Source organism: Streptomyces xingningensis (assembly GCF_054957865.1).
The window spans coordinates 105,400-129,384 of sequence record NZ_JBDJPF010000009.1 but is presented as its reverse complement, the minus strand read 5'-3'; the positions used below and the strand labels follow the sequence as shown (position 1 = coordinate 129,384).

At 72.5% G+C, this 23,985-nt stretch carries 20 protein-coding genes and 1 pseudogene; 8 read left to right on the top strand and 13 right to left on the bottom strand.

The genetic code is table 11. The features are described from left to right. Positions 1 to 24 precede the first annotated feature (24 nt). From ABCR83_RS07660 to ABCR83_RS07630, 7 genes are all read right to left on the bottom strand, one after another. A complete protein-coding gene (locus tag ABCR83_RS07660) occupies positions 25 to 804 on the bottom strand; it encodes an ABC transporter ATP-binding protein (RefSeq protein WP_462694067.1) in 780 nt (259 codons plus the stop codon). Further along, entirely contained in the window at positions 797 to 1,741 is a 945-nt protein-coding gene (locus ABCR83_RS07655) for an ABC transporter permease (protein WP_462694066.1), read from the bottom strand. The genes ABCR83_RS07660 and ABCR83_RS07655 overlap by 8 nt, the downstream gene beginning before the upstream one ends. A gap of 79 nt (positions 1,742 to 1,820) precedes the next feature. Further along, complete coding sequence (locus ABCR83_RS07650) at positions 1,821 to 2,717, bottom strand: glycosyltransferase family 2 protein (RefSeq protein WP_462694065.1); 897 nt, start codon at positions 2,715 to 2,717, stop codon at positions 1,821 to 1,823. After that, positions 2,714 to 3,493 (bottom strand): CDP-alcohol phosphatidyltransferase family protein, encoded by a 780-nt coding sequence (locus tag ABCR83_RS07645; protein ID WP_462694064.1) that lies wholly within the window; start codon positions 3,491 to 3,493, stop codon positions 2,714 to 2,716. The genes ABCR83_RS07650 and ABCR83_RS07645 overlap by 4 nt, the downstream gene beginning before the upstream one ends. After that, a complete protein-coding gene (locus tag ABCR83_RS07640) occupies positions 3,471 to 4,532 on the bottom strand; it encodes an iron-containing alcohol dehydrogenase family protein (RefSeq protein ID WP_462694063.1) in 1,062 nt (353 codons plus the stop codon). Before ABCR83_RS07640 ends, ABCR83_RS07645 begins: the two co-directional genes overlap by 23 nt. Beyond that, a complete protein-coding gene (locus ABCR83_RS07635; RefSeq protein WP_462694062.1) occupies positions 4,520 to 5,269 on the bottom strand; it encodes a phosphocholine cytidylyltransferase family protein in 750 nt (249 codons plus the stop codon). The genes ABCR83_RS07640 and ABCR83_RS07635 overlap by 13 nt, the downstream gene beginning before the upstream one ends. Then, positions 5,266 to 7,104, bottom strand: coding sequence for a DUF5941 domain-containing protein (locus tag ABCR83_RS07630; protein WP_462694080.1), 1,839 nt, complete (start codon positions 7,102 to 7,104; stop codon positions 5,266 to 5,268). Before ABCR83_RS07630 ends, ABCR83_RS07635 begins: the two co-directional genes overlap by 4 nt. A gap of 310 nt (positions 7,105 to 7,414) precedes the next feature. Here ABCR83_RS07630 and galE point away from each other — a divergent pair, with 310 nt between their 5' ends. From galE to idi, 3 genes are all read left to right on the top strand, one after another. After that, positions 7,415 to 8,401, top strand: a complete 987-nt coding sequence (galE, locus tag ABCR83_RS07625) for a UDP-glucose 4-epimerase GalE (protein WP_462694061.1) — start codon at positions 7,415 to 7,417, stop codon at positions 8,399 to 8,401. A gap of 144 nt (positions 8,402 to 8,545) precedes the next feature. After that, positions 8,546 to 9,484 (top strand): cation diffusion facilitator family transporter, encoded by a 939-nt coding sequence (locus ABCR83_RS07620; RefSeq protein ID WP_462694060.1) that lies wholly within the window; start codon positions 8,546 to 8,548, stop codon positions 9,482 to 9,484. A gap of 87 nt (positions 9,485 to 9,571) precedes the next feature. Beyond that, positions 9,572 to 10,183 carry an isopentenyl-diphosphate Delta-isomerase gene (gene idi, locus ABCR83_RS07615; protein ID WP_462694059.1) on the top strand — a complete coding sequence of 204 codons (612 nt, stop codon included), beginning with the start codon at positions 9,572 to 9,574 and terminating at the stop codon, positions 10,181 to 10,183. On the opposite strand, the gene ABCR83_RS07610 is transcribed toward idi, so the two are convergent. Beyond that, the gene (locus ABCR83_RS07610; protein WP_462694058.1) at positions 10,158 to 10,664 is read right to left on the bottom strand and encodes an ATP-binding protein; all 507 of its coding nucleotides are present in this window, start codon (positions 10,662 to 10,664) and stop codon (positions 10,158 to 10,160) included. The two genes, idi and ABCR83_RS07610, sit on opposite strands and share 26 nt — an antisense overlap. A gap of 236 nt (positions 10,665 to 10,900) precedes the next feature. Here ABCR83_RS07610 and ABCR83_RS07605 point away from each other — a divergent pair, with 236 nt between their 5' ends. The 3 genes from ABCR83_RS07605 to ABCR83_RS07595 all read left to right on the top strand — a co-directional run bounded on the left by ABCR83_RS07605 (position 10,901) and on the right by ABCR83_RS07595 (position 12,452). Beyond that, complete coding sequence (locus ABCR83_RS07605) at positions 10,901 to 11,653, top strand: enoyl-CoA hydratase/isomerase family protein (RefSeq protein WP_462694057.1); 753 nt, start codon at positions 10,901 to 10,903, stop codon at positions 11,651 to 11,653. Between the two features lie 150 nt (positions 11,654 to 11,803). Further along, positions 11,804 to 12,007 (top strand): hypothetical protein, encoded by a 204-nt coding sequence (locus ABCR83_RS07600; protein WP_462694056.1) that lies wholly within the window; start codon positions 11,804 to 11,806, stop codon positions 12,005 to 12,007. A 13-nt stretch (positions 12,008 to 12,020) separates the two neighbouring features. Continuing rightward, positions 12,021 to 12,452: a type II toxin-antitoxin system VapC family toxin gene (locus ABCR83_RS07595; protein WP_462694055.1), complete on the top strand. Its 432-nt coding sequence runs from the start codon at positions 12,021 to 12,023 to the stop codon at positions 12,450 to 12,452. Here the strand turns inward: ABCR83_RS07595 and ABCR83_RS07590 are convergent. Further along, the gene (locus ABCR83_RS07590; protein ID WP_462694054.1) at positions 12,377 to 13,006 is read right to left on the bottom strand and encodes a DJ-1/PfpI family protein; all 630 of its coding nucleotides are present in this window, start codon (positions 13,004 to 13,006) and stop codon (positions 12,377 to 12,379) included. The two genes, ABCR83_RS07595 and ABCR83_RS07590, sit on opposite strands and share 76 nt — an antisense overlap. 50 nt (positions 13,007 to 13,056) lie before the next feature. Further along, positions 13,057 to 14,028, bottom strand: coding sequence for a GlxA family transcriptional regulator (locus ABCR83_RS07585; RefSeq protein WP_462694053.1), 972 nt, complete (start codon positions 14,026 to 14,028; stop codon positions 13,057 to 13,059). A gap of 120 nt (positions 14,029 to 14,148) precedes the next feature. On the opposite strand from ABCR83_RS07585, the gene ABCR83_RS07580 reads away from it, so the two are divergent. Next, complete coding sequence (locus tag ABCR83_RS07580) at positions 14,149 to 15,012, top strand: SCO6745 family protein (RefSeq protein ID WP_462694052.1); 864 nt, start codon at positions 14,149 to 14,151, stop codon at positions 15,010 to 15,012. A gap of 78 nt (positions 15,013 to 15,090) precedes the next feature. Beyond that, positions 15,091 to 17,448, top strand: a complete 2,358-nt coding sequence (locus ABCR83_RS07575) for a Tex family protein (RefSeq protein ID WP_462694051.1) — start codon at positions 15,091 to 15,093, stop codon at positions 17,446 to 17,448. 61 nt (positions 17,449 to 17,509) lie between these two features. Here the strand turns inward: ABCR83_RS07575 and ABCR83_RS07570 are convergent, their stop codons facing one another. From ABCR83_RS07570 to ABCR83_RS07560, 3 genes and pseudogenes are all read right to left on the bottom strand, one after another. After that, positions 17,510 to 18,952, bottom strand: coding sequence for a M1 family metallopeptidase (locus ABCR83_RS07570; protein ID WP_462694050.1), 1,443 nt, complete (start codon positions 18,950 to 18,952; stop codon positions 17,510 to 17,512). Continuing rightward, complete coding sequence (locus tag ABCR83_RS07565) at positions 18,940 to 22,932, bottom strand: Pls/PosA family non-ribosomal peptide synthetase (protein WP_462694049.1); 3,993 nt, start codon at positions 22,930 to 22,932, stop codon at positions 18,940 to 18,942. The genes ABCR83_RS07570 and ABCR83_RS07565 overlap by 13 nt, the downstream gene beginning before the upstream one ends. Before the next feature lie 308 nt (positions 22,933 to 23,240). After that, a pseudogene (locus ABCR83_RS07560) lies at positions 23,241 to 23,942 on the bottom strand (ATP-binding cassette domain-containing protein); the annotation flags it as partial. Between the last annotated feature and the right edge of the window lie 43 nt (positions 23,943 to 23,985).

Here is a 23,985-nt window from a genome sequence, read left to right as displayed (position 1 = left end):
GCGCCCGTTGCCGAGGGCCCGAGGTCAGCGGGCCGTCTCCTTCTCGTAGGCCCGGACCACCTCGTCCGTCGGACCGTCCATCATCAGCTCACCACGCTCGAGCCATAGGACGCGGTTGCAGGTGTCCCGGATCGATCTGTTGTTGTGGCTGACGAGGAAGACCGTCCCGGCCTCCTCGCGCAGCTCGCGCACCCGCTCCTCGGAGCGCTTCTGGAACGACCGGTCGCCGGTGGCCAGGGCCTCGTCGATCATCAGCACATCGTGGTCCTTGGCCGCCGCGATGGAGAAACGGAGCCGGGCCGCCATGCCGGAGGAGTAGGTGCGCATGGGCAGGGTGATGAAGTCGCCCTTCTCGTTGATGCCCGAGAAGTCGACGATTTCCTGGTAGCGGCTGCGGATCTCCTCGCGGGACATGCCCATGGCCAGACCGCCGAGGAGAACGTTCTTCTCTCCGGTGAGGTCGTTCATCATCGCCGCGTTGACGCCCAGCAGCGAGGGCTGGCCGCCGGTGTAGACCTTGCCGCGCTCGGTGGGCAGCAGTCCGGCGACGGCCTTCAGCAGCGTGGACTTCCCGGAGCCGTTGGAGCCGATGAGGCCGATGGCCTCGCCGCGGTATGCGGTGAAGCTCACGCCCTTGACCGCATGCACCTCGCGGACGCCCGCGCCCGGCTTGCGGCGGATGATGCGGTTGAGGGCCGCGGTGGCGCTGCCGCGGCCGGTGTTGCCGCCGTAGACCCGGTAGACGATGTGCACGTCGTCCGCGATGACGGTGGGGATGCGTTCGTTGCTCTTCTGCTCAGCCACGGCCGTACTGCTCCTCAGCCTTCCAGAAGTAGATGAAGCCGCCGACGCCCAGGACGACCGCCCAGGCGAAGGCCAACGGCCACACATGATGCGGCAGCGGGGCGCCCTTGACATGGCCCATCAGCGAGTAGCGCATGAGGTCGATGAAGACGGCCGCCGGGTTGGCACTGATCAGGTCGACGACCCAGGGCGAGGCCTTCATCCGCCGCAGGTTGTCGATCAGCGGGTACATGACGCCCGACAGGTACATCCAGGTGCGCAGGACGAACGGCAGCAGCTGGGCCAGGTCGGGGGTCTTGCTGCCCAGGCGGGCCAAGACCATCGCCAGGCCGGTGTTGAAGAGGAGCTGGAGCAGCAGCACCGGGATGACCATCAGCCAGGAGAACCGGGGCATGTGCCCGCAGCCGACCATGATGGCCAGCAGCACCACCATCGAGTACAGCAGCTGCTGGAGCTGCTGGAGCGCGAAGGAGATCGGCAGCGCCGCTCTGGGGAAGTGCAGGGCGCGCACCAGACCGAGGTTGCCGGAGATCGCCCGGACGCCGGCCATGCACGAGCTCTGGGTGAAGGTGAAGACAAAGACACCGGTCACCAGGAACGGGATGAACGCCTGGGGGGTGCCGTCTCCCACATGGCGCTTGCTGTCCATGATCAGGCCGAAGATGAGGTAGTACACCGCCGCGTTCAGCAGCGGCGTGGCCACCTGCCAGACCTGGCCCAGCTTGGCCTGGCTGTACTGAGCGGTCAGCTTGGCCCGGGAGAAGGCCAGGATGAAGTGCCGCCGGGCCCACAGCTGCCGGGCGTACTCCGGCAGCGACGGGCGGGCACCGCTGACCGCGAGGCCGTACTCGGCGGCCAGCTCGGCGGCGGACAGCCCGCCATCGGGTGAGGCCGGGGCACTCACCGCGACCGCACTGTCGTGCGTTGTCTCGCTCACAGTTGACACTTTCGTCCTCAAGGGTCGCCGCCCGGGACCGGGCCCCGGTCGGCGCCCGATGCTCTCAGATACGAGCTTGTCAGATCACGGGCGGGCGACCCAGTCGGGTCAGGCGCCAAACGGTACGCCACTTCATGGGACGCCGCGGACCGCATGGCGTGGACCAGCCCTCCTTGAAACCGCCGAACCAGGCGCGCAGCGCGGGCACCGAGGGGCGCCGGGCCAGGGTCAGCAGCAGCCACACCCCGAGGTAGACGGGGACCAGCGGTGCGGGGAGGTTGCGGCGGGCGAGCCAGACCCGGTTGCGGGCGACCATCCGGTGGTAGACCGCGTGCCGGCTGGGGGCCGTGGTCGGGTGGTGGAGCACCAGGTCGGCCCGGTAGTCGATCATCCAGCCCGCGTCCAGGGCCCGCCAGGCGAGGTCGGTCTCCTCGTGCGCGTAGAAGAAGTCGTCCGGCAGGGTGCCGGCCTCGGCGAAGACCCGGGTCCGGGCCGCGTTGGCGCCGCCGAGGAAGGTGGTCACGCGCGAGGAGCGCAGCGGGTCGGCGGCGCGCAGCCGCGGTACGTGGCGGCGCTGGGTGACACCGGTGTCGGGGTCGGCGATGCGGAAGCTGATGATGCCCAGCCGGGGGTCGGCGGCGAAGGCCTCCCGGCACAGCTGGGCCGTGTCCTGGTGGGGCAGCAGGCCGTCGTCGTCGAGGAAGAGCAGGATGTCGACGTCGCGGCCGGCCGGGCCGAAGGCCTCGATGCCGACGTTGCGGCCGGCCGGGATGCCCACGTTCTCGGGCAGCTCGACGGTCCTGATGGCCAGGCCGGGGACCGACAGCGGGGGCAGCGGGGAGCCATTGCCGACGACCACGACCTCGATCGGGTCGCCGGTCTGCTTGGCGACCGACTCCAGCAGCGCGCGCAGTTCGTCGGGGCGGTTGCCCATGGTCAGGACGACCGCGCCGACCTTGGCCCGGGCGGTGCTCATCGCAGCCTGCGCGAGGCGAGGATGGACACCAGGTGGAGCAGGGTCTGGAGGACGGCGATGCCGGCCAGGACCGCGGTGCCGAGGCGGGTGAAGAACAGGTCCCCCCGGCTCGCGTCCACGATCGCGAGAACCAGGACCAGCAGGGACGCCTCGATCCCGAGGATCAGCCGGTGGAACTTCAGCGCCGCGGCGGCCTTGCGGGCCAGCGCCATGCCGGAGGAGCGCGGCTCGGCCGCGGCCTCCTTGACCGGTGGCAGGCCCTGCTGGTGGCGGGCGACGCCGACAAGGTCGGTCTCGGCCTTGATCAGGACGGCGCCGAGCGCGGCGAGAGTGCCGAGGAAGGCCCACAGCCAGTCGATCCGGCCGCCGCCCCACAGGTCGGCGGCGCGCAGGCCCAGGCCGACCAGGACCGCGGCGTCGCACAGATAGGCCCCGACCCGGTCCAGGTACACCCCGGACATCGAGTACTGCTTCCGCCAGCGGGCGATCTCGCCGTCGACGCAGTCCAGCAGCAGGTAGAGCTGGACCATGACCACGCCGAGCACGGCGCCCGCGATCCCCGGCACCAGCAGAGCCGGGGCCGCGAGCACACCCGCGACGGTCATCAGATAGGTGAGCTGGTTGGGGGTGATCCTGGTGTTCACCAGATACCGGTCGCAGCGCAGCGAGATCTCCCGCATGTACAGGCGTCCGGCCCAGTGCTCACCGCTGCGCCGGTCCTTGACACCCACGGGGTGGACGACCGGGCGGAGTTCAGCGACTGACGGTTTCTGCATAGTCGGCGTATGCGTCCCTGATCTGGTCGGTGGAGAGGTCGAGGTGCTCCAGGATGGTGTACCGCCCGGGGCGGGTCTGCGGCGCGAACTCCACGGCGCGGACGAACTCGTCCTCGGTGAAGCCGATGTCGGCGGGCAGCACGGGCAGGTTGTGCCGCCGCAGCACCTGGACCATCAGCGCGGACTCCTCGCGGGCACCGCGCAGGTGCATCGCGAAGGCGGCGCCCAGACCGCACTGTTCGCCGTGCGGCGCGGCGCGCTTGGGGTAGAGCAGGTCGAAGGCGTGGTTGATCTCGTGGCAGGCGCCGGAGGCCGGGCGGCTGTCGCCGGCCACGGACATCGAGATGCCGGTGAGCACCAGGCCCTCGGCCAGTACCTGGAGGAAGCCGTCGTCCGCCACCCCGCCGGGGTGCCGGAGCACGGCCTCGCCGGCCTGCCGGGCCAGGGCGGCGGCCAGGCCGTCGATCGCCTCGCCGGTCTCCCGGTTGGACAGTTCCCAGTCGGCGACGGAGGAGATGTTGGAGATCGCGTCGCCGATGCCGGAGCGCACATAGCGGGCCGGCGCCTGGCGGACCACGTCGAGGTCGATGACGACCGCTATCGGGTTGGGCACCCCGTACGAGCCGCGGCCCGCGTCGTTGTCGAGGGTGGCGACCGGCGAACACAGGCCGTCGTGCGCGAGGTTGGTCGCCACCGCGACCAGCGGCAGGCCGACCCGCGCGGCGGCGAACTTCGCACAGTCGATGATCTTGCCGCCGCCCAGGCCCACCACGGCGTCGTAGTGCCCGGACTTCATGGCGTCGGCCAGCTTGATCGCATCGTCCAGCGTGCCGCCGCCCACCGCGTACCAGGTGGCGCCGGGCAGCGCCGGGGCGAGCCGCTCGCGCAGCGCCGCCCCGGAGCCGCCGCTGATGGCGATGGCCAGCTTGCCGGAGCTGGAGATCCGCTGGTCGGCGAGGACGCTCGCGAGATCGTTGAGCGCTCCGGCGCGGATGTCGACGACGACCGGCGAGGGGATGAGCCTCGTCAGTACTGGCACGCGATCTCCCGGCCCTTGGCGAGGTCGTCGTGGTTGTCGATCTCGACCCACTTGACGTCGCCGATCGGCGCGGTGTCGATCTTGAAGCCGCGGTTGACCAGCTCCTGGTAGCCGTCCTCGTAGTAGAGGTCGGGGTCCTTCTCGAAGGTCGTCCTGAGCGCGTCGGCGAGCTCGGCGCCGGCCTCGGCCTCGATCAGGGTGACACCGATGTACTCACCGGTCGCGGTGGCCGGGTCCATCAGCTTGGTGATCCTCCGGACGCCCTGCTCGGGGTCCACGATGACCTTCATCTCCTCGTCGGCGAGGTTCTTCACCGTGTCCAGGGCGAGGATGATCTTCTGGCCGTTGCCCCGGGCGTCCAGCAGGGTCTTCTCGACGGAGACGGGGTGGACGGTGTCGCCGTTGGCGAGGATCACACCACGGCCCAGCACCTCACGGGCGCACCACAGGGAGTAGGCGTTGTTCCACTCCTCGGCCTTGTCGTTGTCGATGAGGGTGATCTTGAGGCCGTACTTCTCCTGGAGCGCCGCCTGGCGCGCGTACACGGCCTCCTTGCGGTAGCCGACGACGATCGCGACCTCGGTCAGACCGACCTCGGCGAAGTTGGCCAGGGTCAGGTCGAGGACGGTCGTGGCCCCTTCTCCCGCCGGGTCCACGGGCACCAGGGCCTTGGGGAGGGCGTCGGTGTAGGGGCGCAGACGGCGTCCGGCGCCGGCTGCCAGCACAAGGCCGATCATGCGGGTTCTCCTGTTTCGTCGTGTACTGCGGGCGCCCCGGAGGACACCCAGAAGCGGATGCTCTCGCTGAGCACCGTCAGCGCGATGACGGCCGCGAGGACCGTCAATGCGAGGGTGAAGCCTTGTTTGTGCCACAGGACGGCGGCGATGGTGACCGCCAGGACCCGTCCTTCGTGCCCGCCGATCGCCCGCACCAGCCAGTGCGGGGGCGCGCCGGTGCCGCCGCGGATGCGGTACACCGTGTCGTAGTGATGGTAGGCGACTGCGGCCACCAGGCCGAATGCGGCGGGGAGTGCGCCGGGGGCGTGTGAGTGGGCGGCCAGGGTCAGGATCGTCACATATTCGGCCGCGCGGAAGACCGGCGGCACCAGCCAGTCGAGCGATCCCTTGAGGGGCGCGGCGACGGCAACCCCGGCGAAGACCGCGTAGCCGGCGGCGCCGAGGACCGGCCACCAGCTCGCCGCCGGGTGCCACCGGAGCGGGACCAGCAGCAGCGCCGCGCCGGCCAGGGCGAGCACCGGAGCGGTCATGGCGCCCTTGCTGCGGGCGATCTTGCCGATCGCCTCCGCCAACGGCCCGGAGTCGGCGAGGTCGTACAGCGCCCGGGCGGCACGGTCGGTGCGGCGGGCCTTGCGGGCGAGGGAGCGCAGCACCCGTCCCGCGGTGGTGTAGCAGGCGGCGAGGGCACAGCCGATCAGCAGGACGACGAAGACGATGCGGGGCGTGGTGAGGGCGGTGAGCACCGCTATCAGCGCCCAGCGCTCGCCGATCGGCAGGATGATCATGCGGCGGACCCAGACCGTCCAGCCGACGTTGTCCAGCCTTCCGGAGAGGGCGGCGGTGGGGCTGGTGTTGGCGCTCGCGTCGTGATTCGCCTCGTTGAAGGAGAAGTCGACGACGTGCCGGCAGGTCTGCAGGACCATCGCGCCGAGCGCGAGGGCCCATACATCGTCGTGGCCTCCGCCGCGGGCGGCACCGAGCGCCAGGCCCGCGTAGTAGGCGTACTCCTTGGCCCGGTCGAAGGTCGCGTCGAGCCAGGCGCCGAGCGTCGAGTACTGCAGCGAGTAGCGGGCGAGCTGGCCGTCGGTGCAGTCGAGCACGAAGGACGCGATCAGCAGCAGGCCCGCGGCGACGAATCCGGGCCGGGTGCCGGATGCCGCGCAGCCTGCGGCGACGAGCGCGGTGAGCAGCGAGGCGGTGGTCACCTGGTTGGGGGTGAGGCCGCGGCGGGCGCACCAGCGGGCGAGGTAGCGGGAGTAGGGGCTGACGCAGAAGGTGGTGAAGAAGCCGTCGCGGGACTTCACGGCGCTGCGCAGCCGCACCGCCTCGTCGTCGGTGGCGGCGACCGCCGCCTCGGCCCTGGCGCGCGCCGGTGCGTCCGCGGGGACGGTGGCGACCAGCACGCCGAGGTCGGGGCGGTGGACGGCGAGGTCCTCGGCCTCGAGCCGGGTGGCGAGGAGGTCGGGGAGGCTGCTGCCGGCGCCGGGGGCCCGGTCCGCCGCGGGGCGCGCGGAATCCCCGGGCACCGTGGCCGGCCGGACGGCCTCGGCCGCCGCCCGCGCCAGCGCGGCCCGCGCCTCCGGCCGGGCACCGAGCACGCCGGGGATGGCGGCGGCCGGGAAGCGGGGGTCGGTCAGGGCCAGCCGCAGGGCGTGGGTGTGGCCGACGAACCCGGGGTCGACCAGCGCGACGCGGCCGCCGGCGGGGGCGGATGCGAGCTCGGTGCGCACCGCGGCGGCGTCGGCCGCCACCCGCACGTCGAAGCCCAGGGACCGCAGGTCGTCCTCGAGGGAGGAGCCGACGGGCGGCAAACCGGTGAGGATGGCGGTCGACAGACGAACTCACTCCTTGGCTGCGGCCTCAGGCAGGGATGCGGCCGCCTCGGCTCCGCAGGGTCTCCGGGCAGCGGGTATGGCACGCGGCCCGGCGTCGGGTGGCGTGCGGCACGTCGGCAGAGGCTATCGGATCACCCGAAGCGGTCATGCGGCGGAGCCGCCCGGGCCCCCGCTACCGACAGGACGTCCGGGACATCCGAGGAGTTCCGGTGCCGGGTGTTCGCGCGGGCCCCCAGCATGGCGGACCGGCGGCCGGACGGACAAAACGGGCTCTGCCCGGCGGCGGATCCGGCTGGTCTAGGGTGCCGTCATGACGTGGCTGATCACAGGTGGGGCCGGATATATCGGGGCGCATGTGGCGCAGGCGATGGTGGCGGCCGGGGAGCGGGTCGCGGTCCTGGACGACCTGTCCAGCGGGGTCGCGGACCGGCTGCCGGAGGGCGTACCGCTGGTGCGGGGCTCGGTACTGGACCGGTCCGCCCTGGACCGCGCGTTCGCCGGGCTGGGGGTGGCGGGCGTGGTGCACCTGGCGGCGAAGAAGCAGGTCGGGGAGTCGGTGGAGAAGCCCCTGCTCTACTACCGGGAGAATGTGCACGGGCTGACCGTGCTGCTCGAAGCGGTGGTGGCGGCGGGCGTCGGCAGCTTTGTCTTCTCCTCCTCCGCGGCCGTCTACGGCATGCCGGACGTCGATCTGGTCACCGAGGAGACGCCGTGTTCCCCGGTCAACCCCTATGGCGAGACCAAGCTGGCGGGCGAGTGGCTGGTGCGGGCGGCGGGGGCCGCGCACGGCTTCTCCACCGCGTGCCTGCGCTACTTCAATGTGGCGGGCGCGGCCCGGCCGGAACTGGCGGACGCCGGTGTGTTCAACATCATCCCGATGATGTTCGACCGGATCACCCGGGGGGAGCGCCCCCGGATCTTCGGTGCCGACTACGACACCCCCGACGGGACCTGCATCCGCGACTACATCCACGTCAGCGACCTCGCCAGGGCGCACATGGCTGCCGCCCGCCGGCTGGCCGGGTCGCCGGGAACCGGCGATCTGACGCTGAACGTCGGCACCGGGCGCGGGGTGTCGGTGCGCGAGATGGCGGATCTGATCACCGAGGTCACCGGTCGCACCGAGCTGGCGGCCGAGGTCGGGCCACGCCGTCCGGGTGATCCGGCGCGTGTCGTGGCGGCCAACGAACTGATCTGGGAAACCCTCGGCTGGAGCCCGCGGCACGACCTGCGGAGCATGGTCGAATCGGCCTGGGAAGGATGGCGCCTGCACCACCCGCAGGCAGCTCGCAGCTGACCGGCCGAGAGTCGGTCACCGCAGGTCAGCGCCGACAATAGGATGTTCACCGGCGCTTTGCCGGATACCCCCCACCCGTAGTTCACTGAGGTTCCCGGCGGCGCTCGCCGACCGGGACCGCTCGGTGTCCGGGAGGCGGCGTTCATGGGTGCAGGGCACGACCACTCGCACGGCGGCTCCCCTCCCCCGGGCGGCACCGCGGCCGCCGCCTACCGGGGCCGGCTGCGGACCGCGCTGGGCATCACCCTCACGGTGCTCGCCGCGCAGACCGTCGGCAGTGTGCTGACCGGCTCGCTGGCGCTGCTCGCCGAGGCCGGGCACATGGCGACGGACGCGGTGGGGGTCTCGATGGCACTGGTGGCGATCCACTTCGCCAACCGGCCGGCCGGCGGGCAGCGCACCTATGGCTTCGCCCGCGCCGAGATCCTGGCCGCGCTGTTGAACTGCCTGCTGTTGCTGGGCGTCGGGGGCTACATCCTGGTCAAGGCCATCCAGCGGCTGGCCCAGCCGGTGGAGGTGCCGGGCGGCCTGACGGTCGTCTTCGGACTGGTGGGCGTGGTGGCCAATGTGATCTCGCTGTCCCTGCTGATGCGCGGCCAGCGGGAGAGCCTCAATGTGCGCGGGGCCTTCCTGGAGGTGCTCTCGGACGCGCTGGGGTCGCTGGCCGTGGTCGTCTCCGCCCTGGTGATCATGGCCACCGGCTGGACCCAGGCGGACCCCATCGCCTCGCTGCTGATCGGGCTGATGATCGTGCCCCGTACCCTCAAGCTGCTCCGCGAGGCGCTGGACGTCCTGCTGGAGGCCGCGCCGCGGAACGTCGATCTGGACGAGGTACGGGCGCACATCCTGGCGCTGCCGGGGGTGGCCGGGCTGCACGACCTCCATGTGTGGACGATCACATCGGGGATGCCGGTGCTGTCGGCGCATGTGGTGGTGGACCGGACGGCACTGGATGCGGCGGGCCACGAGAAGATGCTGCACGACCTCCAGGGATGCCTGGGCGAGCACTTCGACGTGGAGCACTGCACCTTCCAGCTGGAACCCGGCGGCCACGCCGCGCACGAGGCCCGGCTGTGCCACTGAACCGGCTCCCTCATCCGCCGTCCGGCGTGGCGGCGCAGGCCACGTACGGCAGACTTGATGGTCGAAGTCCGACACCGAGGATGGTCAATGCCGATCACATCAGCCGAGGGCCGCTCAGCCGACTCCACCACGGCCCCCGCCTCCGCCGACAGTGCTGAACCGATCATGCTGGAACTCGTCGACGAGGACGGCAGAACCATCGGCACCGCCGAGAAGCTCTCCGCACACCTCGCCCCCGGCAGACTGCATCGCGCCTTCTCGGTCTTCCTCTTCGACGACCACGGACGGCTGCTGCTGCAGCGCCGGGCACTGGGCAAATACCACTCCCCCGGCGTCTGGTCGAACACCTGCTGCGGCCATCCCTACCCGGGCGAGCCGCCGTTCGCGGCCGCGGCCCGCCGCACCGGCGAGGAGCTGGGCGTCGCCCCCGCGCTGCTGCGCGAGGCGGGGACGGTGCGCTACAACCACCCCGACCCGCTCTCCGGCCTGGTGGAACAGGAGTACAACCACCTCTTTGTCGGCATGGTGCGGGCCGCGCTGCGCCCGGACCCGGAGGAGATCGAGGAGACCGCGTTCGTCACCCCCGCCGAGCTCGGGGAGCTGCGGCGCGGGGCGCCGTTCTCGGCCTGGTTCATGACGGTGCTGGACACCGTGCGCCCGGCGGTGCGCGAGGTCATCGGCACCGAGGCCGGCTGGTAGCGCCCGGGAGGGGCACGAGCGGCAGGGCGGCCCAGACCACCTTGCCGCCGCCCGCCGTGTGCTCGACATCACACGCCCCGCCCGCCTCCTCCACCACGGCCTGCACCAGCAGCAGCCCCCGGCCGCCGATCCGCTCCTCGTCCGCCGCCAGGGGTTTGGGGCGGCAGGGGTGGTCGTCCTCGACGGCCACCCGCACCCACTGCGGGCCGATGGAGATCTCCACGGCCACTTCGGGCGAGAGCAGCGCGGCGTGCTGCACGGCGTTGGTGACCAGCTCCGAGACGATCAGCAGCAGCCCGTCCAGCCGGTCTCCGGCCGGCAGCACTTGCTGACGCCTCATCAACTCACGGACCGCGTGCCGGGTCCCGGGCACGGAGGAGGGAAGCGCGGGAGCGGTGAGCCGCCAGGTGCCGTCATAGACGACCGCTGGGCGCGGCGGGGCCTGCCCCGGTTCGGGCGGAACGCTCCCGAGGATCTCCATGTCCGATACCAACCCCTCGCCGTGGCTCCACCGCACACACCGAGTGTTGGGAATGCTGAGCTCAGTACCGGCCAGCTGAACAGAAGTCAGCGCCTATCGACGCTATTTGATCGTGTGCGTATGCCATGGTCACTCTCGCGACTGTTCCTGGCTGCCCAGTTCACCATTGGCCGGACGATCCGGAAGCTCGATCTCCGACGGCCGGACCACCGGGCGACCCGGATAGCATCCGGCGCATGGAGCCCGCACTGCACCTGGACGTCGCCGACACCACGGCGACCATCCGCATCACCAACCCTGCCAAGCGCAATGCCATGACCCCGGAGATGTGGCGGGCCCTGCCGCCGCTGCTGGAGCGGTGCGCCGCCGACCCTGCGGTACGGGTCCTGGTGCTGACCGGCGAGGGCGACACCTTCTGCGCGGGCGCGGACATCGCCACCCTGACCACCGACGGCGCCCGGGCCTCCCAGGAGCTCTCGGTGGTGGCCGAGGAGGCGCTGGCGGCATTCCCCAAACCGACCCTGGCCGCCGTGCGCGGCCACTGCGTGGGCGGCGGCTGCCAGCTGGCCGCCGCCTGCGATCTGCGCTTCGCCGCGGAGGGCGCGTCCTTCGGGGTCACCCCGGCCCGGCTGGGCATCGTCTACCCGGCGTCGTCCACCCGCCGGCTCACCGGGCTGGCCGGCCCGGCGACCGCCAAGTACCTGCTCTTCTCCGCCGAGTTGATCGACGCCACCCGGGCCCTGCGCACCGGCCTGGTGGACGAGGTGTGGCCGCCGGACGCGCTGGACGAACGGGTGTCCCGCTTCGCCCGGGTGCTGGCCTCGCGCTCCCAGCTGACCCAGGCCGCGGCCAAGGAGTTCACGGCCGGGCCGCCGGGCCCGGAACGCGTCGCGCACTGGGCCGAGCAGGCACGCGGCAGCGGCGACGCCGCGGAGGGGGTCGCCGCCTTCCTGGAGCGCAGGACGCCGCGCTTCGCCTGGACCCTCTAGGAGGATGACCCGGATGCGGGTCAAAGGGGCCCTCGTGCCGGGTGGCCGGCCACCAACCGCCTGTAACGGTGTCGTGAAAACAAGCGAGGAAAAGAACGAAGAGAGAAATGACGGGAGGGGCGAGTGGCGGCAAAGCCTTACGCTGGGGGCATGACGACGCGCGATGAGCTGTACCGCCTGGTGGCCCAGCTCCGGCCCGAGACGCTGGACGACGCCGCGGCCGTACTGCGTCAATACGGACCCGAGCGTTCCGACGAGCCGCCGTACCCGCGCTCGGTCGGCGTGCTGACCGAGGCGCCCGCGGATTTGTCCACGCACGTTGACGACTACCTCGCGGACGGCTTCGCCCAGTGACACAATCCGGCGGGTGATCGTCGTAGACACGGGCCCACTCGTCGCTCTCGCCAGTCCCCGGGACTCGGCGCATGCCGTGTGCCGGGCCTGGCTCGACGCACTGCCCACGCGCCGCAACCTGGTGGTACCGGCCACGGTGGTAGCCGAAGCCTGCTACCTGGTGGAGCGGTTCGGCGGCCCCCACACGGAGGCCCTCTTCCTCGACGACCTGGCGGTGGGCGCGTACGGCACCGTGACGGGCCTGATGCCCGAGGACATCCAGCACATGTCGGACCTGGTCCGGCAGTACGCGGACCTGCCGCTCGGCGGGACCGACGCATCGGTCATCGCGGTGGCCGAGCGGCTGCACACCGCCTGCCGGCCGTTCCGTCAGTCCTTGCCGCGCACGGTGCGCCACTCGGCGACGATGTCGGCCGGGGCCTTGTCCGGCGAGCCCGCGTCATAGGGCGGCTGGGGGTCGTACTCGACGATCAGCTGGATGGTCTGGGCGGTACGGTCGTCGGCGATCCGGCCCGCGAGGGTGAGTCCCATGTCGATGCCGGAGGAGACCCCGGCGGCCGTGACGTACTTGCCGTCGGTGACCACCCGCTCCTCCGTCGGCTCGGCGCCGTAGCCGGCGAGCTGTGGGCGGGCCAGCCAGTGGCCGGTGGCCCGGCGGCCGGTGAGCAGCCCGGCGGCGCCCAGGATCAGGGAGCCGGTGCACACCGAGGTCGTCCAGGTCGTGTGCTCGTCCACCGACCGCAGCCACTCGTGTACCGGGCCGGGCCGCAGCGGGAGGTTCCCTTCGGGCCCGCCCGGCACCACCACGACGCCGGGGCGGACCACCTCGTCGAGCGAGGCGTCGGCGGCCAACACGAGCGTGCCGGTGTCATTGCCCACCGGGCCGGACCGCTCGGCGGTGAACACCACCTCGGCGCCCGGGATCCGGCTGAGGATCTCATAGGGGCCGACCGCGTCGAGGGCGGTGAAGCCGGGGAAGAGCAGGATGGCTATCTGCACAACAGGCCTTTCTTTTCATGGTTGTTCACCTATGCGGGCACGCGTGCCGTTCACCTCACGGTGGGTACCGGCCGGAAGCGGCGCCGGTATTCGGCGGGTGCCGTGCCCAGGGCGCGCAGGAAGGACCGCCGCATGGCCTCGGGCGTGCCATAGCCGCAGGCGCGGGAGACCTCCTCGACGCCGTCCGCGGTGTCCTCCAGCAACCGGCGGGCCGTCTCCAGCCGCACCCGGTCGACATAGCGGCCGGGCGTCAGACCGATCTCGGCCCGGAAGGCCCGGGCGAACTGCCGGGGCGAGAGGTTCGCCCGGGCGGCCAGGGCCTCGACGGTCAGGTCCGCGCCCGGGTGCTCGGCGATCCACTGCTGGACGTCGCGCAGCGACGGGCGGTGCGCGGTCTGCGCGGCGAGCTGGGCACTGAACTGCCGCTGGTTTCCCGGGCGGCGGAGGAAGACGACCAGGTGCCGGGCGACGGCGAGGGCGACCTCGCGGCCGAGGTCCTCCTCGACCAGGGCGAGCGCCAGGTCGACGCCCGCCGTGACCCCCGCCGAGGTGGCCAGGTTCCCGTCCCGTACGAAGATGGGCGTGGCGTCCACCTGCACGGCGGGAAACCGGTCGGCGAGGTCGTCGGCGTACGCCCAGTGCGTGGTGGCCGGCCGGCCGTCCAGCAGCCCGGCGGCGGCGAGCAGGAACGCCCCGGTGCAGACCGAGATCAGCCGCCCGGCCGCCGGGCCCCGCTCGCGCAGCCAGGCCACCAGGCGGGGGTCGGGATCGTCGGTGCACCGGCCGCCGGGGACCAGCAGCATGTCCGGGTCGGCGCAGTCCCCGAGCGCGGCATCCGGCAGCAGCCGCAGTCCGCTGTTGCTGCGCACCGGACCGCCGTCGAGGGTCGCGGTGCGCACCCGGTAGGCGGCGGGGTCACCGGCCACGGCGGCCGCGGCCGTGAACACCTCGAGCGGGCCGGTGACATCCAGGCTCTGGACCCCCTCGAAGAGCACGATCAGCACGGTGTGGCGGGGCTTCATGACCACCATGCTCCCGCGCACCGGCCCATGCCTGCAATGACGATTTCCCCACCTTTTCCGCCATCTCCTCCGGCCGGCGGAGCCTTCCCACCCCACCAACTCGCCGGTAACATACCGGACATGACTGCTCTCCCCGCAGGGGCCGGACGGCACTGTCACGCCGTCGTCAACACCATGCACACGACCTATTACTTCTCCCCCGAGACCGCCCAGGAACTGGCCGCTCTCGGCATCAAACAGCAGAACGCCGCCTATCTCGCCGGTCGGAGCGCCGCCCTGGGCCGGGTCGGCCCCGGAACCGTCACCGCGGCCTTCCACAGCTTCAAGTACGACCTGGTGGCCCGGCACATTCCCCGGGTGTGGGACGCCGCCTCGCCGCAGCAGGTGCTGGACGCCCGGCTGCGCGGCGCCGACCGCACGCTGCGCCGGCTGCTGGGCGAGGAGGCGGTCGCCTCCGCCGAAATGGCCGAGGCCGCCCGGCTCGCGCTGCGCGCGACCGAGGGCTGCGAGCGGCCGGTGCACCCGATGTACTCCGCCAACGCCGACCAGCCCGTGCCCGAGGTCCCGCACCTCGCCCTCTGGTATGCCGCGACGCTGCTGCGCGAGCACCGCGGCGACGGGCATCTGATGGCCCTCTCCCGCTCGGGGCTGGATCCGGTGGAGGCGCTCATGAGCCACACCGCCACCGGGAAGGGCATGTCCGTCAAGTGGCTGCTGTCCTTCCGCGGCTGGAGCGAGGCCGAGCTGATGGCGGCCCGGGACCGGCTGCGCGAGCGCGGACTCCTGGACGCGGACGGCGAGTTGACGGCGGCGGGGTGGGCCCTGCGCGAGGAGCTGGAGACCGAGACCGACCGGCTGGACGCTGGTCCGTATGAGCACCTGGGCGCGGCGGGCGTGGCCCGCCTCACCGAGCTGGCGAGGGCCTTCGGCACGGCGGCGGTGAAGGCGGGGGCGTTTCCCGCCGATGTGCGCGGCAAGGGCTGAGCGGCGGGCCGGTCGGCGGCGGCTTCCGCCACGGGTACCTGCCACAATGCAGATCACGGCTGGTAGAGAATGCGGAGCGTGATCGTGACGGCAACTGGTGCGTCGGTCGAAGGCAGGATCGCCGAGGAGCTCGGTGTGCAGGAGCGGCAGGTGAAGGCCGCCGTCGACTTGCTGGACGGCGGGGCCACCGTGCCGTTCGTCGCCCGCTACCGCAAGGAGGCGACCGGCGCGCTCGACGATGCGCAGCTGCGCACCCTCGAGGAACGGCTGCGCTATCTGCGGGAGCTGGAGGAGCGGCGGGCGGCCGTCCTGGAGTCCGTCCGCTCCCAGGGCAAGCTGGATGCCGCGCTGGAGGAGCAGATCCGCGCGGCCGACTCCAAGGCCCGCCTGGAGGACATCTATCTGCCGTTCAAGCCCAAGCGGCGGACCAAGGCACAGATCGCCCGCGAGGCCGGTCTGGAGCCGCTGGCCGACAGGCTGCTGGGTGACCCGGATGTGGAGCCGCTCACCGCGGCCGCGGCCTTCGTCGACGCGGACCGCGGCGTCGCGGACGCCGCCGCCGCGCTGGAGGGCGCGCGGGCCGTGCTGACCGAGCGGTTCGGTGAGGACGCCGACCTCATCGGCGAGCTGCGCGAGCGGATGTGGGCGCGCGGGCGGGTGGCGGCCAAGGTACGGGAGGGCAAGGAGGAGGCGGGCGCCAAGTTCGCCGACTACTTCGACTTCAGCGAGCCCTTCACCGAGCTGCCCTCGCACCGGGTGCTGGCGATGCTGCGCGGGGAGAAGGAAGAGGTCCTGGACCTCGCGCTGGAGCCGGAGCCGGCCGGTGAGCAGGCCGGTCCGAGCGCCTATGAGCAGGCGATCGCGCGGCGCTTCGGCATCGCGGCCCGCAGTGGGCACAGCCGTCCGGGGGACAAGTGGCTGGCGGACACCGTCCGTTGGGCCTGGCGCACCCGGGTCCTGGTCCACCTCGGCATCGACCTGCGGCTGCGGATGCGGCAGGCCGCGGAGGACGAGGCGGTGCGGGTCTTCGCCGCGAACCTGCGCGATCTGCTGCTCGCCGCGCCCGCCGGCACCCGGGCCACCATGGGGCTCGACCCCGGTTTCCGTACCGGGGTGAAGGTCGCCGTGGTGGATGCCACCGGCAAGGTCGCCGCGACCGAGACCGTCTACCCGCACGTTCCGCAGAACAAGTGGGACGCCGCCCTGGCCACCCTGGCCCGGCTCGCCCGTGAGCATGACGTCGAGCTGATTGCGATCGGCAATGGCACCGCCTCCCGGGAGACGGACCGGCTGGCGGCCGATCTCATCGCCCGGGAGACGGAGTTGAAGCTCACCAAGGTGATGGTCTCGGAGGCCGGTGCCTCCGTGTACTCCGCCTCGGCGTTCGCCTCCCAGGAACTGCCCGGAATGGATGTGTCGTTGCGCGGCGCGGTGTCGATCGCCCGGCGGCTGCAGGACCCGCTGGCCGAACTGGTCAAGATCGATCCCAAGTCGATTGGAGTCGGCCAGTATCAGCACGATCTGTCCGAGGTGAAGCTGTCGCGGTCGCTGGATGCGGTGGTGGAGGACTGTGTCAACGGGGTGGGCGTCGATGTCAACACGGCTTCCACGCCGCTGCTTTCCCGGGTGTCCGGGATCGGGGCCTCGCTCGCCGAGAACATCGTCGCCCACCGTGACGCGAACGGGCCCTTCCGGTCCCGCCGGGCGCTCAAGGACGTGGCCCGGCTGGGTCCCAAGGCGTATGAGCAGTGCGCCGGCTTCCTGCGGATCCGCGGTGGCAGCGATCCGCTGGACGCCTCCAGCGTGCACCCGGAGTCCTATCCCGTGGTGCGGGCGATGGTGAAGACGACGGGTGGCGAGGTCGCCTCGCTCATCGGCAACACGGCCGTGCTGCGGTCGCTGCGGCCGCAGGACTTCGTCAGCGAGTCGTTCGGGCTGCCGACGGTGACCGACATCCTGCGGGAGCTGGAGAAGCCCGGGCGCGACCCGCGGCCCGCGTTCAAGACCGCCGTCTTCAAGGAGGGCGTCGAGAAGATCGGCGATCTGACCCCGGGGATGGTCCTGGAGGGCGTGGTCACCAATGTGGCGGCCTTCGGCGCGTTCGTCGACGTGGGTGTGCACCAGGACGGGCTGGTCCATGTGTCGGCGATGTCCAAGACCTTCGTCAAGGACCCGCGGGACGTGGTGAAGCCGGGGGACATCGTGCGGGTGAAGGTGATGGAGGTGGATGTCGCGCGCAAGCGGATTTCGCTGACGCTCCGGCTGGACGACGCGGCGGATCCCGCCCGTGACCGGGCTCCGCGCAAGGAGCGCAAGGAAGCTCCGCGCAAGGAAGGCAAGGAGCGCAAGGAGCGCGCGCCGCGCCAGCGCCGCGAGGCGGCCGCGCCGGCCCAGGGAGCGATGGCCGACGCACTGCGGCGGGCCGGTCTGTTGTGAGCCGGCCGGTCCGGGTGCGGCCGGCCGCACCCGGACCGGCTGCACCCTGGCTGACGCGGCACTAGCGCGCCGGGAACCTCGGCAGCGGCCGGTCGAAGAGCCAGGGCTCCAGCACCTCGCCCACCGGCCGCCCCACCACCCGCCCCGCATGCGCCAGAAACGCGCTGGTGTCCGCGCTCCCGCCGCGGTGCGCCGCGTGCCAGGTCCGCAGCACCGTGAAGAAGCAGGCGTCCCCCACCGCCAGCCGCAGTGCGTGCAACGTGCATGCCCCCCGCACATAGATGCGGTCGTCGAAGAGGTGCCGTCGGCCGGGGTCCGCGATGCGCAGATTCTGCCGCCGCCCCGCCAGCTCCAGCCAGGCCCGCCGGGCCAGGGTGTCCGCGTCGTCCTCGCCGATGTGTTCGGACCACAGCCACTCGGCGTAGGTCGCGAACCCCTCATTGAGCCAGATGTGCTGCCAGTCGGCGAGGCCGACGCTGTTGCCGAACCACTGGTGCGCGATCTCGTGCGCGACCAGCGTCTCCGAACCGCGCTGCCCGTCCACATGGTTGCGCCCGAAGACGGACAGCGTCTGGTTCTCCACCGGCGCCGCCAGATCCGCGTCCACGACGACGGCACCATAGGACTCGAACGGATAGTCGCCGAAGAGCTCGGTGAATGCGCACAGCATCTCCGGCTGGCGCCCCAGATCGTGCCGGGCCGGGGCCGCGAGATCGGCCGGATAGGCGATGTGCACCGGAACGGGCGCCGAGTGTCCGGCCGTTCGGGTCTCGAGCACAAACCGCCCGGTGTAGACGGCGGCGAGATAGCTGGCCATGGGCCCGGGGTGGTGGTACGTCCAGCGCACCGCGCCGCCCAGCTGCCGGCGTTCCCGCAGGGTGCCGTTGGCGAGCACATGCAGCCCGCGGGGCACGGTGACCGCGAAGGTGTAGGCCGCCTTGTCGTCGGGGCGGTCGTTGCAGGGGAACCACGAGGGCGCACCCACCGGCTGGGAGGCGACGAGCGTGCCGTCGTAGTCGTCCCCGGTGCGGTCCCAGCCGACGCCGCCGAACGGTGTGGTGACCGGCCGCGGGCGGCCCCCGTAGCCGATGTCCATGACGAACGGGCGGCCCGGGGCGAGCGGCCGGGCGGGGCTGAGCAGCAGCTTGCCGTCCCGGCGGTGGACGGCGACCGGCCGTCCGTCCAGCCGGGCGCCGCGCACCTTCAGCTTCGCGAGGTCGAGTTCGACCCGGCGCAGACGGTCCTCGGCGACCGCCCGGATCCGGGCGTGGCCCTTGAGCCACGCCCGGTCCGGGTCATAGGCGAGCCGCAGCTCATAGGCCAGGGTGCGGTGGCCGTACGAGCCGTGCCGGGGGAAGTAGGCGCCCTTGGCGTCCCTGGTCCGCCGGAAGATGCCGCCGCCGCTGCCGTCGCTGTCGGCGGCCGCCGCGGTCAGCGGGAGGACCGCCGCGGCGGCGAGCAGCGCGCGGCGGCTGCACGGGAGCCGTGCCCTCAGGCCGCGCATTCGCCCCCGGCCACGCACACCAGCGTGGGTGGCGTCGGCCGTTCCCCGGCGATCGGATTGCCCGCCCAGCGCGTGCCGGCCGGCACGCTCTCGCCGCGCATGACCAGCGAGGACGGGGCGATGGCGGTGTGCGCGCCGACGGTGGTGCCGGGCAGCGCGATGCCGTGCGGGCCGAGGGACGCGCCTTCGGCGAGGTGGACGGTGTCCATACGCATGATCCGGTCGTGGAAGAGGTGGGTCTGCAGTACGCAGCCGCGGTTGACGCTGACCCCGTCGCCGAGGGTGATGAGGTCGGTCTCCGGCAGCCAGTGGGTGTCGCACCACACACCCCGGCCGATCCTCACGCCCAGGGTGCGCAGCCACCAGTTGAGCACGGGGGTGCCGGTGAAGGGACCCGCCAACCAGGGGACGGCGAGGGATTCCACGAAGGTGTCGTACAGCTCGTTGCGCCAGACGAAGGAGCTCCACAGCGGGTGCTCGCTCACCGTGAAGCGACCCATCAGCAGCCACTTGGCGGCGGTGGCCGTCAGTCCGGCGACCAGGCCGGCGAGCAGCAGCAGCGGGGCGCCCACCAGGGCGGCGAGCCACAGGCCGCCGACGTCGAGCGCGCGCTGCTCGCCGAGGAACACCCCGTCGGCGAGGGCGAGGCCGATCATCAGGGGCAGGACCCGGCACAGCTCCACCGAGGCCCGGGCGAGGACCAGCCGCCTGGGCGGGTCGAAGGTGCGTCCGGCGTCGGCGGTGGTCGCCACGCGTGGCAGCGGCATCGCGGGCCGGCCCAGCCAGGAGGTGCCCGGCTCGCTGTGCTCGGGGGCGTCGGAGAGGACGCCGATCAGGCCGTGGTCGGGCACCGTGCGGCCGGGGCCGACGATGCCGGAGTTGCCGACGAAGGCGCGCCGCCCGATGTGGGCGTGGCCCAGCCGCAGCCAGCCGCCGCGGAGCTCATACGGGGCGACGAGCGTGTCGTCGGCGAGGAACGCGCCGTCCTCGACGCTGAGCAGCGAGGGCAGCGGCAGGACGGTGGAGAGCTCGGCGCGGCGGCCGATCCGGGCGCCCAGCATGCGCATCCACACCGGGGTGGCCAGGCCGGCATAGACCGGGAAGAGGTTGCGGCGGGCGCCGTCCAGGAGGCGGGTGACCAGCCAGGCCCGCCAGGCGACGCCGCCGCAGGCCGGGTGGTGGCCCGGGATGATGCCGCGGCCGAGGACGCGGACCGTGGCGGCGAGTACCAGCATCCAGCAGAAGGTGGTGAGCAGGGTGAGCGGCGGCACCGACAGCAGCATCCAGCCGGCCGCCGAGGTCAGGGTGGCGGTGTCCTTGATCAGGTAGTAGGTCGCGACCAGCACGGGTGCGAAGGCGACCAGCGGCAGCAGCGGCATTCCGGCGAGGGAGAGCGCATAGGCGGCGGCCCAGCGGCGGGAGCGCTGTGCCCGTGGGGCGGGCCAGCCGTCGGCGGAGCCCCCGTCGACCGAGCGGACCGGGCAGTTGGCGCCGTGGGCCGAGTTGCCGTCCGGGCGGGCGGGCGAGCCGATCCAGGTGTGTCCGGCGGGTACATGGTCGTTCAGGCAGGCGCCCGCGGCGAGTTCGGCGCCCGGGCCGAGGGAGGAGCCGGGCATGACCATGCTGCGGTGACCGACGCGGGCGTTGGCGCCGATGCGCACGGTGCCGATGTGGATCACCTCGCCGTCGAGCCACCAGCCGGCGATGTCGGCCTCGGGTTCGACGCTGCAGCCGTCGCCGAGCTCGGCGAGCCCGGTGACCGGCGGCATGGTGTGCAGGGCGACGTTCTTGCCCGCCGAGCAGCCGAGGGCGCGCGCGTACCAGGACATCCAGGGGGTGCCGACCAGGGACGGGACCCCGAAGGACGCGACGGTGCGCTCGGCGGCCCACAGCCGCAGGTGGACCCGGCCGCCGCGCGGGTAGGCGCCGGGCGCGATGCCATGGGTCAGCACCCGGGCGACGGCGGCGCCGATCGCGAACCGGCCCGGCGCGCTGAGCAGCAGCAGCCAGCCGGCCAGCACGAACCACCAGGAGACGTGGGGTGCCCAGGCCTTGGGCGCGAGTAGCCCGATCATATTGTCGGCGATGGCCAGACCGACCAGGCCGCGCAGTCCCTGCACGCCGAACAGGGCGCTCTGGATGAGGATCTGGGCCGCGCCGGTGCGGCGCCGCACGGGGCGGACCCGGCGGCCGTGGTCGGCCTGCGGGGCCTGGGAGGCGTCCAGCGAGTCGATGTGCCCGGCCATGTCCCGCAGCACGGTGTGGCCGTAGAGGCCAGCCACCGAGACGCCCGGGTGGTCCTCGCGCAGGGCGGACGCCATGCGGGCGACCGTCAGACTGCTGCCCCCCATGGCGACGAAGTCGGAGTCGGCGCCGGGCCGGCTGCCCAGCAGCTCTTCCCACAGGTCGGCCAGTCGGGCGGCCGTGCCGTGCAGCTTCTCGCCGGTCTCGGTGCCTTCGGTCTCTCCGGTGGTGGGGAGCGGCCAGGGCAGGGCGTTGCGGTCGACCTTGCCGGAGGTGCGGGTGGGCAGGTCGTCGACCTCGGCCAGGACCGGGACGAGCGCCGCGGGCAGCCGATCGGCCAGTCGCCTTCTGGCGTCCTTGCGGTCGTACTCGGGGCCCGGCACCACATAGCCGACCAGCAGTTGGCTGCCGACCGGGGTGGTGCGTACGGCGGCCGCGGCGCCGCGCACTCCCGGGAGCGCGCTGAGCGCGGCGTCGATCTCGCCGAGTTCGATGCGCCGGCCGCCGAGCTTGATCTGGTCGTCGGCGCGCCCGGCGAAGACCAAGCCCTCGGGGTCGGCGCGGACCAGGTCGCCGGTGCGGTAGACGCGGTCGAGGCCGAGGGCCTCGGAGGGCCGAAAGCGCTCGGCGTCCTTTGCCGGGTCCAGGTAGCGGGCGACGCCGGCCCCGGCGATGACCAGCTCGCCCTCGGCCCCGAAGGGGACGGGCTCGCCGGCCTCGTCGACGACGGCCAGCTCCCAGCCGTCCAGCGGCAGCCCGATGCGCACCGGCCGGCCCGGCAGCATCCGGGCGGCGCAGGCGACGACGGTGGTCTCGGTGGGGCCGTAGGTGTTCCACATCTCGCGGCCGGGCACGGCGAACCGGTCGACCAGCTCGGCCGGGCAGGCCTCGCCGCCGACGATCAGCAGCCGGACCCGGTCCAGGGACTCGGCCGGCCACAGGGCGACCAGGGTGGGCACGGTGGAGACCACGGTGATGCCGCGCTCGACCAGCCAGGGCCCGAGCTCATGGCCGGCCCGCACCAGCGAGCGGGGTGCCGGCACCAGGCAGGCGCCATAGCGCCAGGCCAGCCACATCTCCTCGCAGGAGGCGTCGAAGGCCACCGAGAGCCCGGCCAGCACCCGGTCGCCGGGGCCCAGCGGCTGCTCCTGGAGGAACAGCCTGGCCTCGGCGTCGACGAAGGCGGCGGCGCTGCGGTGGGTGACGGCGACGCCCTTGGGGGCGCCGGTGGAGCCGGAGGTGAAGATGATCCAGGCGTCGTCCGCCGGCAGCGGGAGCCGGGGCGCCACGGCCGCGGGGGACCTGCCGCCGGGGGTGAGGGTGCCCTCGGCTCCGATGACCGCGCAGACGCCGGCCTCGTGGAACACCGTGGCGGCGCGTTCCTCGGGGTCGTCGGCGTCCACCGGCACATAGGCGGCCCCGCAGCGCAGGGTGGCCAGGATGGAGAGGTAGAGCTCCGCCGTTCCGGAGGGAACCCGGATCCCGACCCGGTCACCGGGCCCGATGCCGGCCCGGCGCAGCCGCTCGGCGCGGGACTCGACCTCGTCGCACAGCCGCCGGTAGCTGAGGACGTCGCTGCCGGTGTCGATGGCGGGGGCGTCCGGGTGAGCGGCGGCGGTGGCGTCGAGTGCGTCGATCAGGGTGCGGGTGCCAGGCGGCGGGACGCTGGCATAGCGCGCCCGCTCCACTGGCGGATCCAGTGGGGTGGGCGTGGGACTGGAGTGGGTCGGGGACATGCGTACGCCTCAATTCGACGTTGTTGATGCGAACGTCCTTCACGGACGTCCGCACCCACAGACGTCGCTCCGGGCCCATGGGTTCGTATAACGAGGCCAACGTTCCGTAAATCGAACATGTACTGGAGTGGCCTCGAACGGACCGCCTCTACCACCGTACGTGTCGCCACACCGGAAAACCATGGTTTTCAACCACTCGCACCCCGATGATCCCTTGAGGAACTGTTGGTCATCTCCTGGGGTTGTTTTCGGCAACCTGGTCACCCTTTTGGTAGCACTGGAACGGGTGATCCCGGTCACTGCTCGGTGACTCGGCCGTCCGCCACCTCGATCCGGCGGGTGGTGTGGACCGCCTCCAGCATCCGCCGGTCGTGGGTGACCAGGAGCAGAGTGCCGCGGTAGGAGGCCAGTGCGGACTCCAGTTGCTCGATGGCCGCGAGGTCCAGGTGGTTGGTGAGCTCGTCCAGCAGGAACACGTCATAGCGGTTGAGCAGCAGCGAGGCGAGTCCGGCCCGGGCGGCCTGGCCGCCGGAGAGGCTGGTCATCGGGCGGTCCAGGCCGACCGTCAGACCGAGCGAGCCGACCACCTCCTCGGCGCGCTCGTCCAGGTCGGCGCCGCCGAGGCCGAGCCAGCGCTCCAGGCCGGTGGCATAGGCGTCATCGGCCCCCGGCGCGCCCTCCACCAGCGCCTCGGTGGCGGTGTCCAGCGCGGCCTGCGCCGCGGCGACCCCGGTCCGGCGGGCCAGGAACCCCCGGACGGTCTCCCCCGCGCGCCGCTCGGGCTCCTGCGGCAGATGACCCACGGTCGCGGTCGGCGGGCTGAGCCGCAGGCTCCCCTGGTCCGGGGCGGCGAGCCCGGCGAGCAGCCGCAACAGCGTCGACTTTCCCGCGCCATTGGCACCGACGAGCCCGATCACGTCCCCGGGTGCGCCGCCGAGGTCGGGCCCGGAGAACAGGGTGCGATCGCCGTGTCCGGCGGCGAGGTCCTTGACGACGAGAGTGGCGCTCATAGGACTCCGACTCCAGCCGCCGGTGATCCGCTCACCGAATGGA

Bases quoted from the DNA above. Each gene is read 5' to 3' on its own strand.
- ABCR83_RS07650 (WP_462694065.1), bottom strand. From the start codon at position 2,717: ATGAGCACCGCCCGGGCCAAGGTCGGCGCGGTCGTCCTGACCATGGGC.
- ABCR83_RS07645 (WP_462694064.1), bottom strand. From the start codon at position 3,493: ATGCAGAAACCGTCAGTCGCTGAACTCCGCCCGGTCGTCCACCCCGTG.
- ABCR83_RS07635 (WP_462694062.1), bottom strand. From the start codon at position 5,269: ATGATCGGCCTTGTGCTGGCAGCCGGCGCCGGACGCCGTCTGCGCCCC.
- galE (WP_462694061.1), top strand. From the start codon at position 7,415: ATGACGTGGCTGATCACAGGTGGGGCCGGATATATCGGGGCGCATGTG.
- ABCR83_RS07620 (WP_462694060.1), top strand. From the start codon at position 8,546: ATGGGTGCAGGGCACGACCACTCGCACGGCGGCTCCCCTCCCCCGGGC.
- idi (WP_462694059.1), top strand. From the start codon at position 9,572: ATGCCGATCACATCAGCCGAGGGCCGCTCAGCCGACTCCACCACGGCC.
- ABCR83_RS07610 (WP_462694058.1), bottom strand. From the start codon at position 10,664: ATGGAGATCCTCGGGAGCGTTCCGCCCGAACCGGGGCAGGCCCCGCCG.
- ABCR83_RS07605 (WP_462694057.1), top strand. From the start codon at position 10,901: ATGGAGCCCGCACTGCACCTGGACGTCGCCGACACCACGGCGACCATC.
- ABCR83_RS07600 (WP_462694056.1), top strand. From the start codon at position 11,804: ATGACGACGCGCGATGAGCTGTACCGCCTGGTGGCCCAGCTCCGGCCC.
- ABCR83_RS07585 (WP_462694053.1), bottom strand. From the start codon at position 14,028: ATGAAGCCCCGCCACACCGTGCTGATCGTGCTCTTCGAGGGGGTCCAG.
- ABCR83_RS07580 (WP_462694052.1), top strand. From the start codon at position 14,149: ATGACTGCTCTCCCCGCAGGGGCCGGACGGCACTGTCACGCCGTCGTC.
- ABCR83_RS07570 (WP_462694050.1), bottom strand. From the start codon at position 18,952: ATGCGCGGCCTGAGGGCACGGCTCCCGTGCAGCCGCCGCGCGCTGCTC.
- ABCR83_RS07565 (WP_462694049.1), bottom strand. From the start codon at position 22,932: ATGTCCCCGACCCACTCCAGTCCCACGCCCACCCCACTGGATCCGCCA.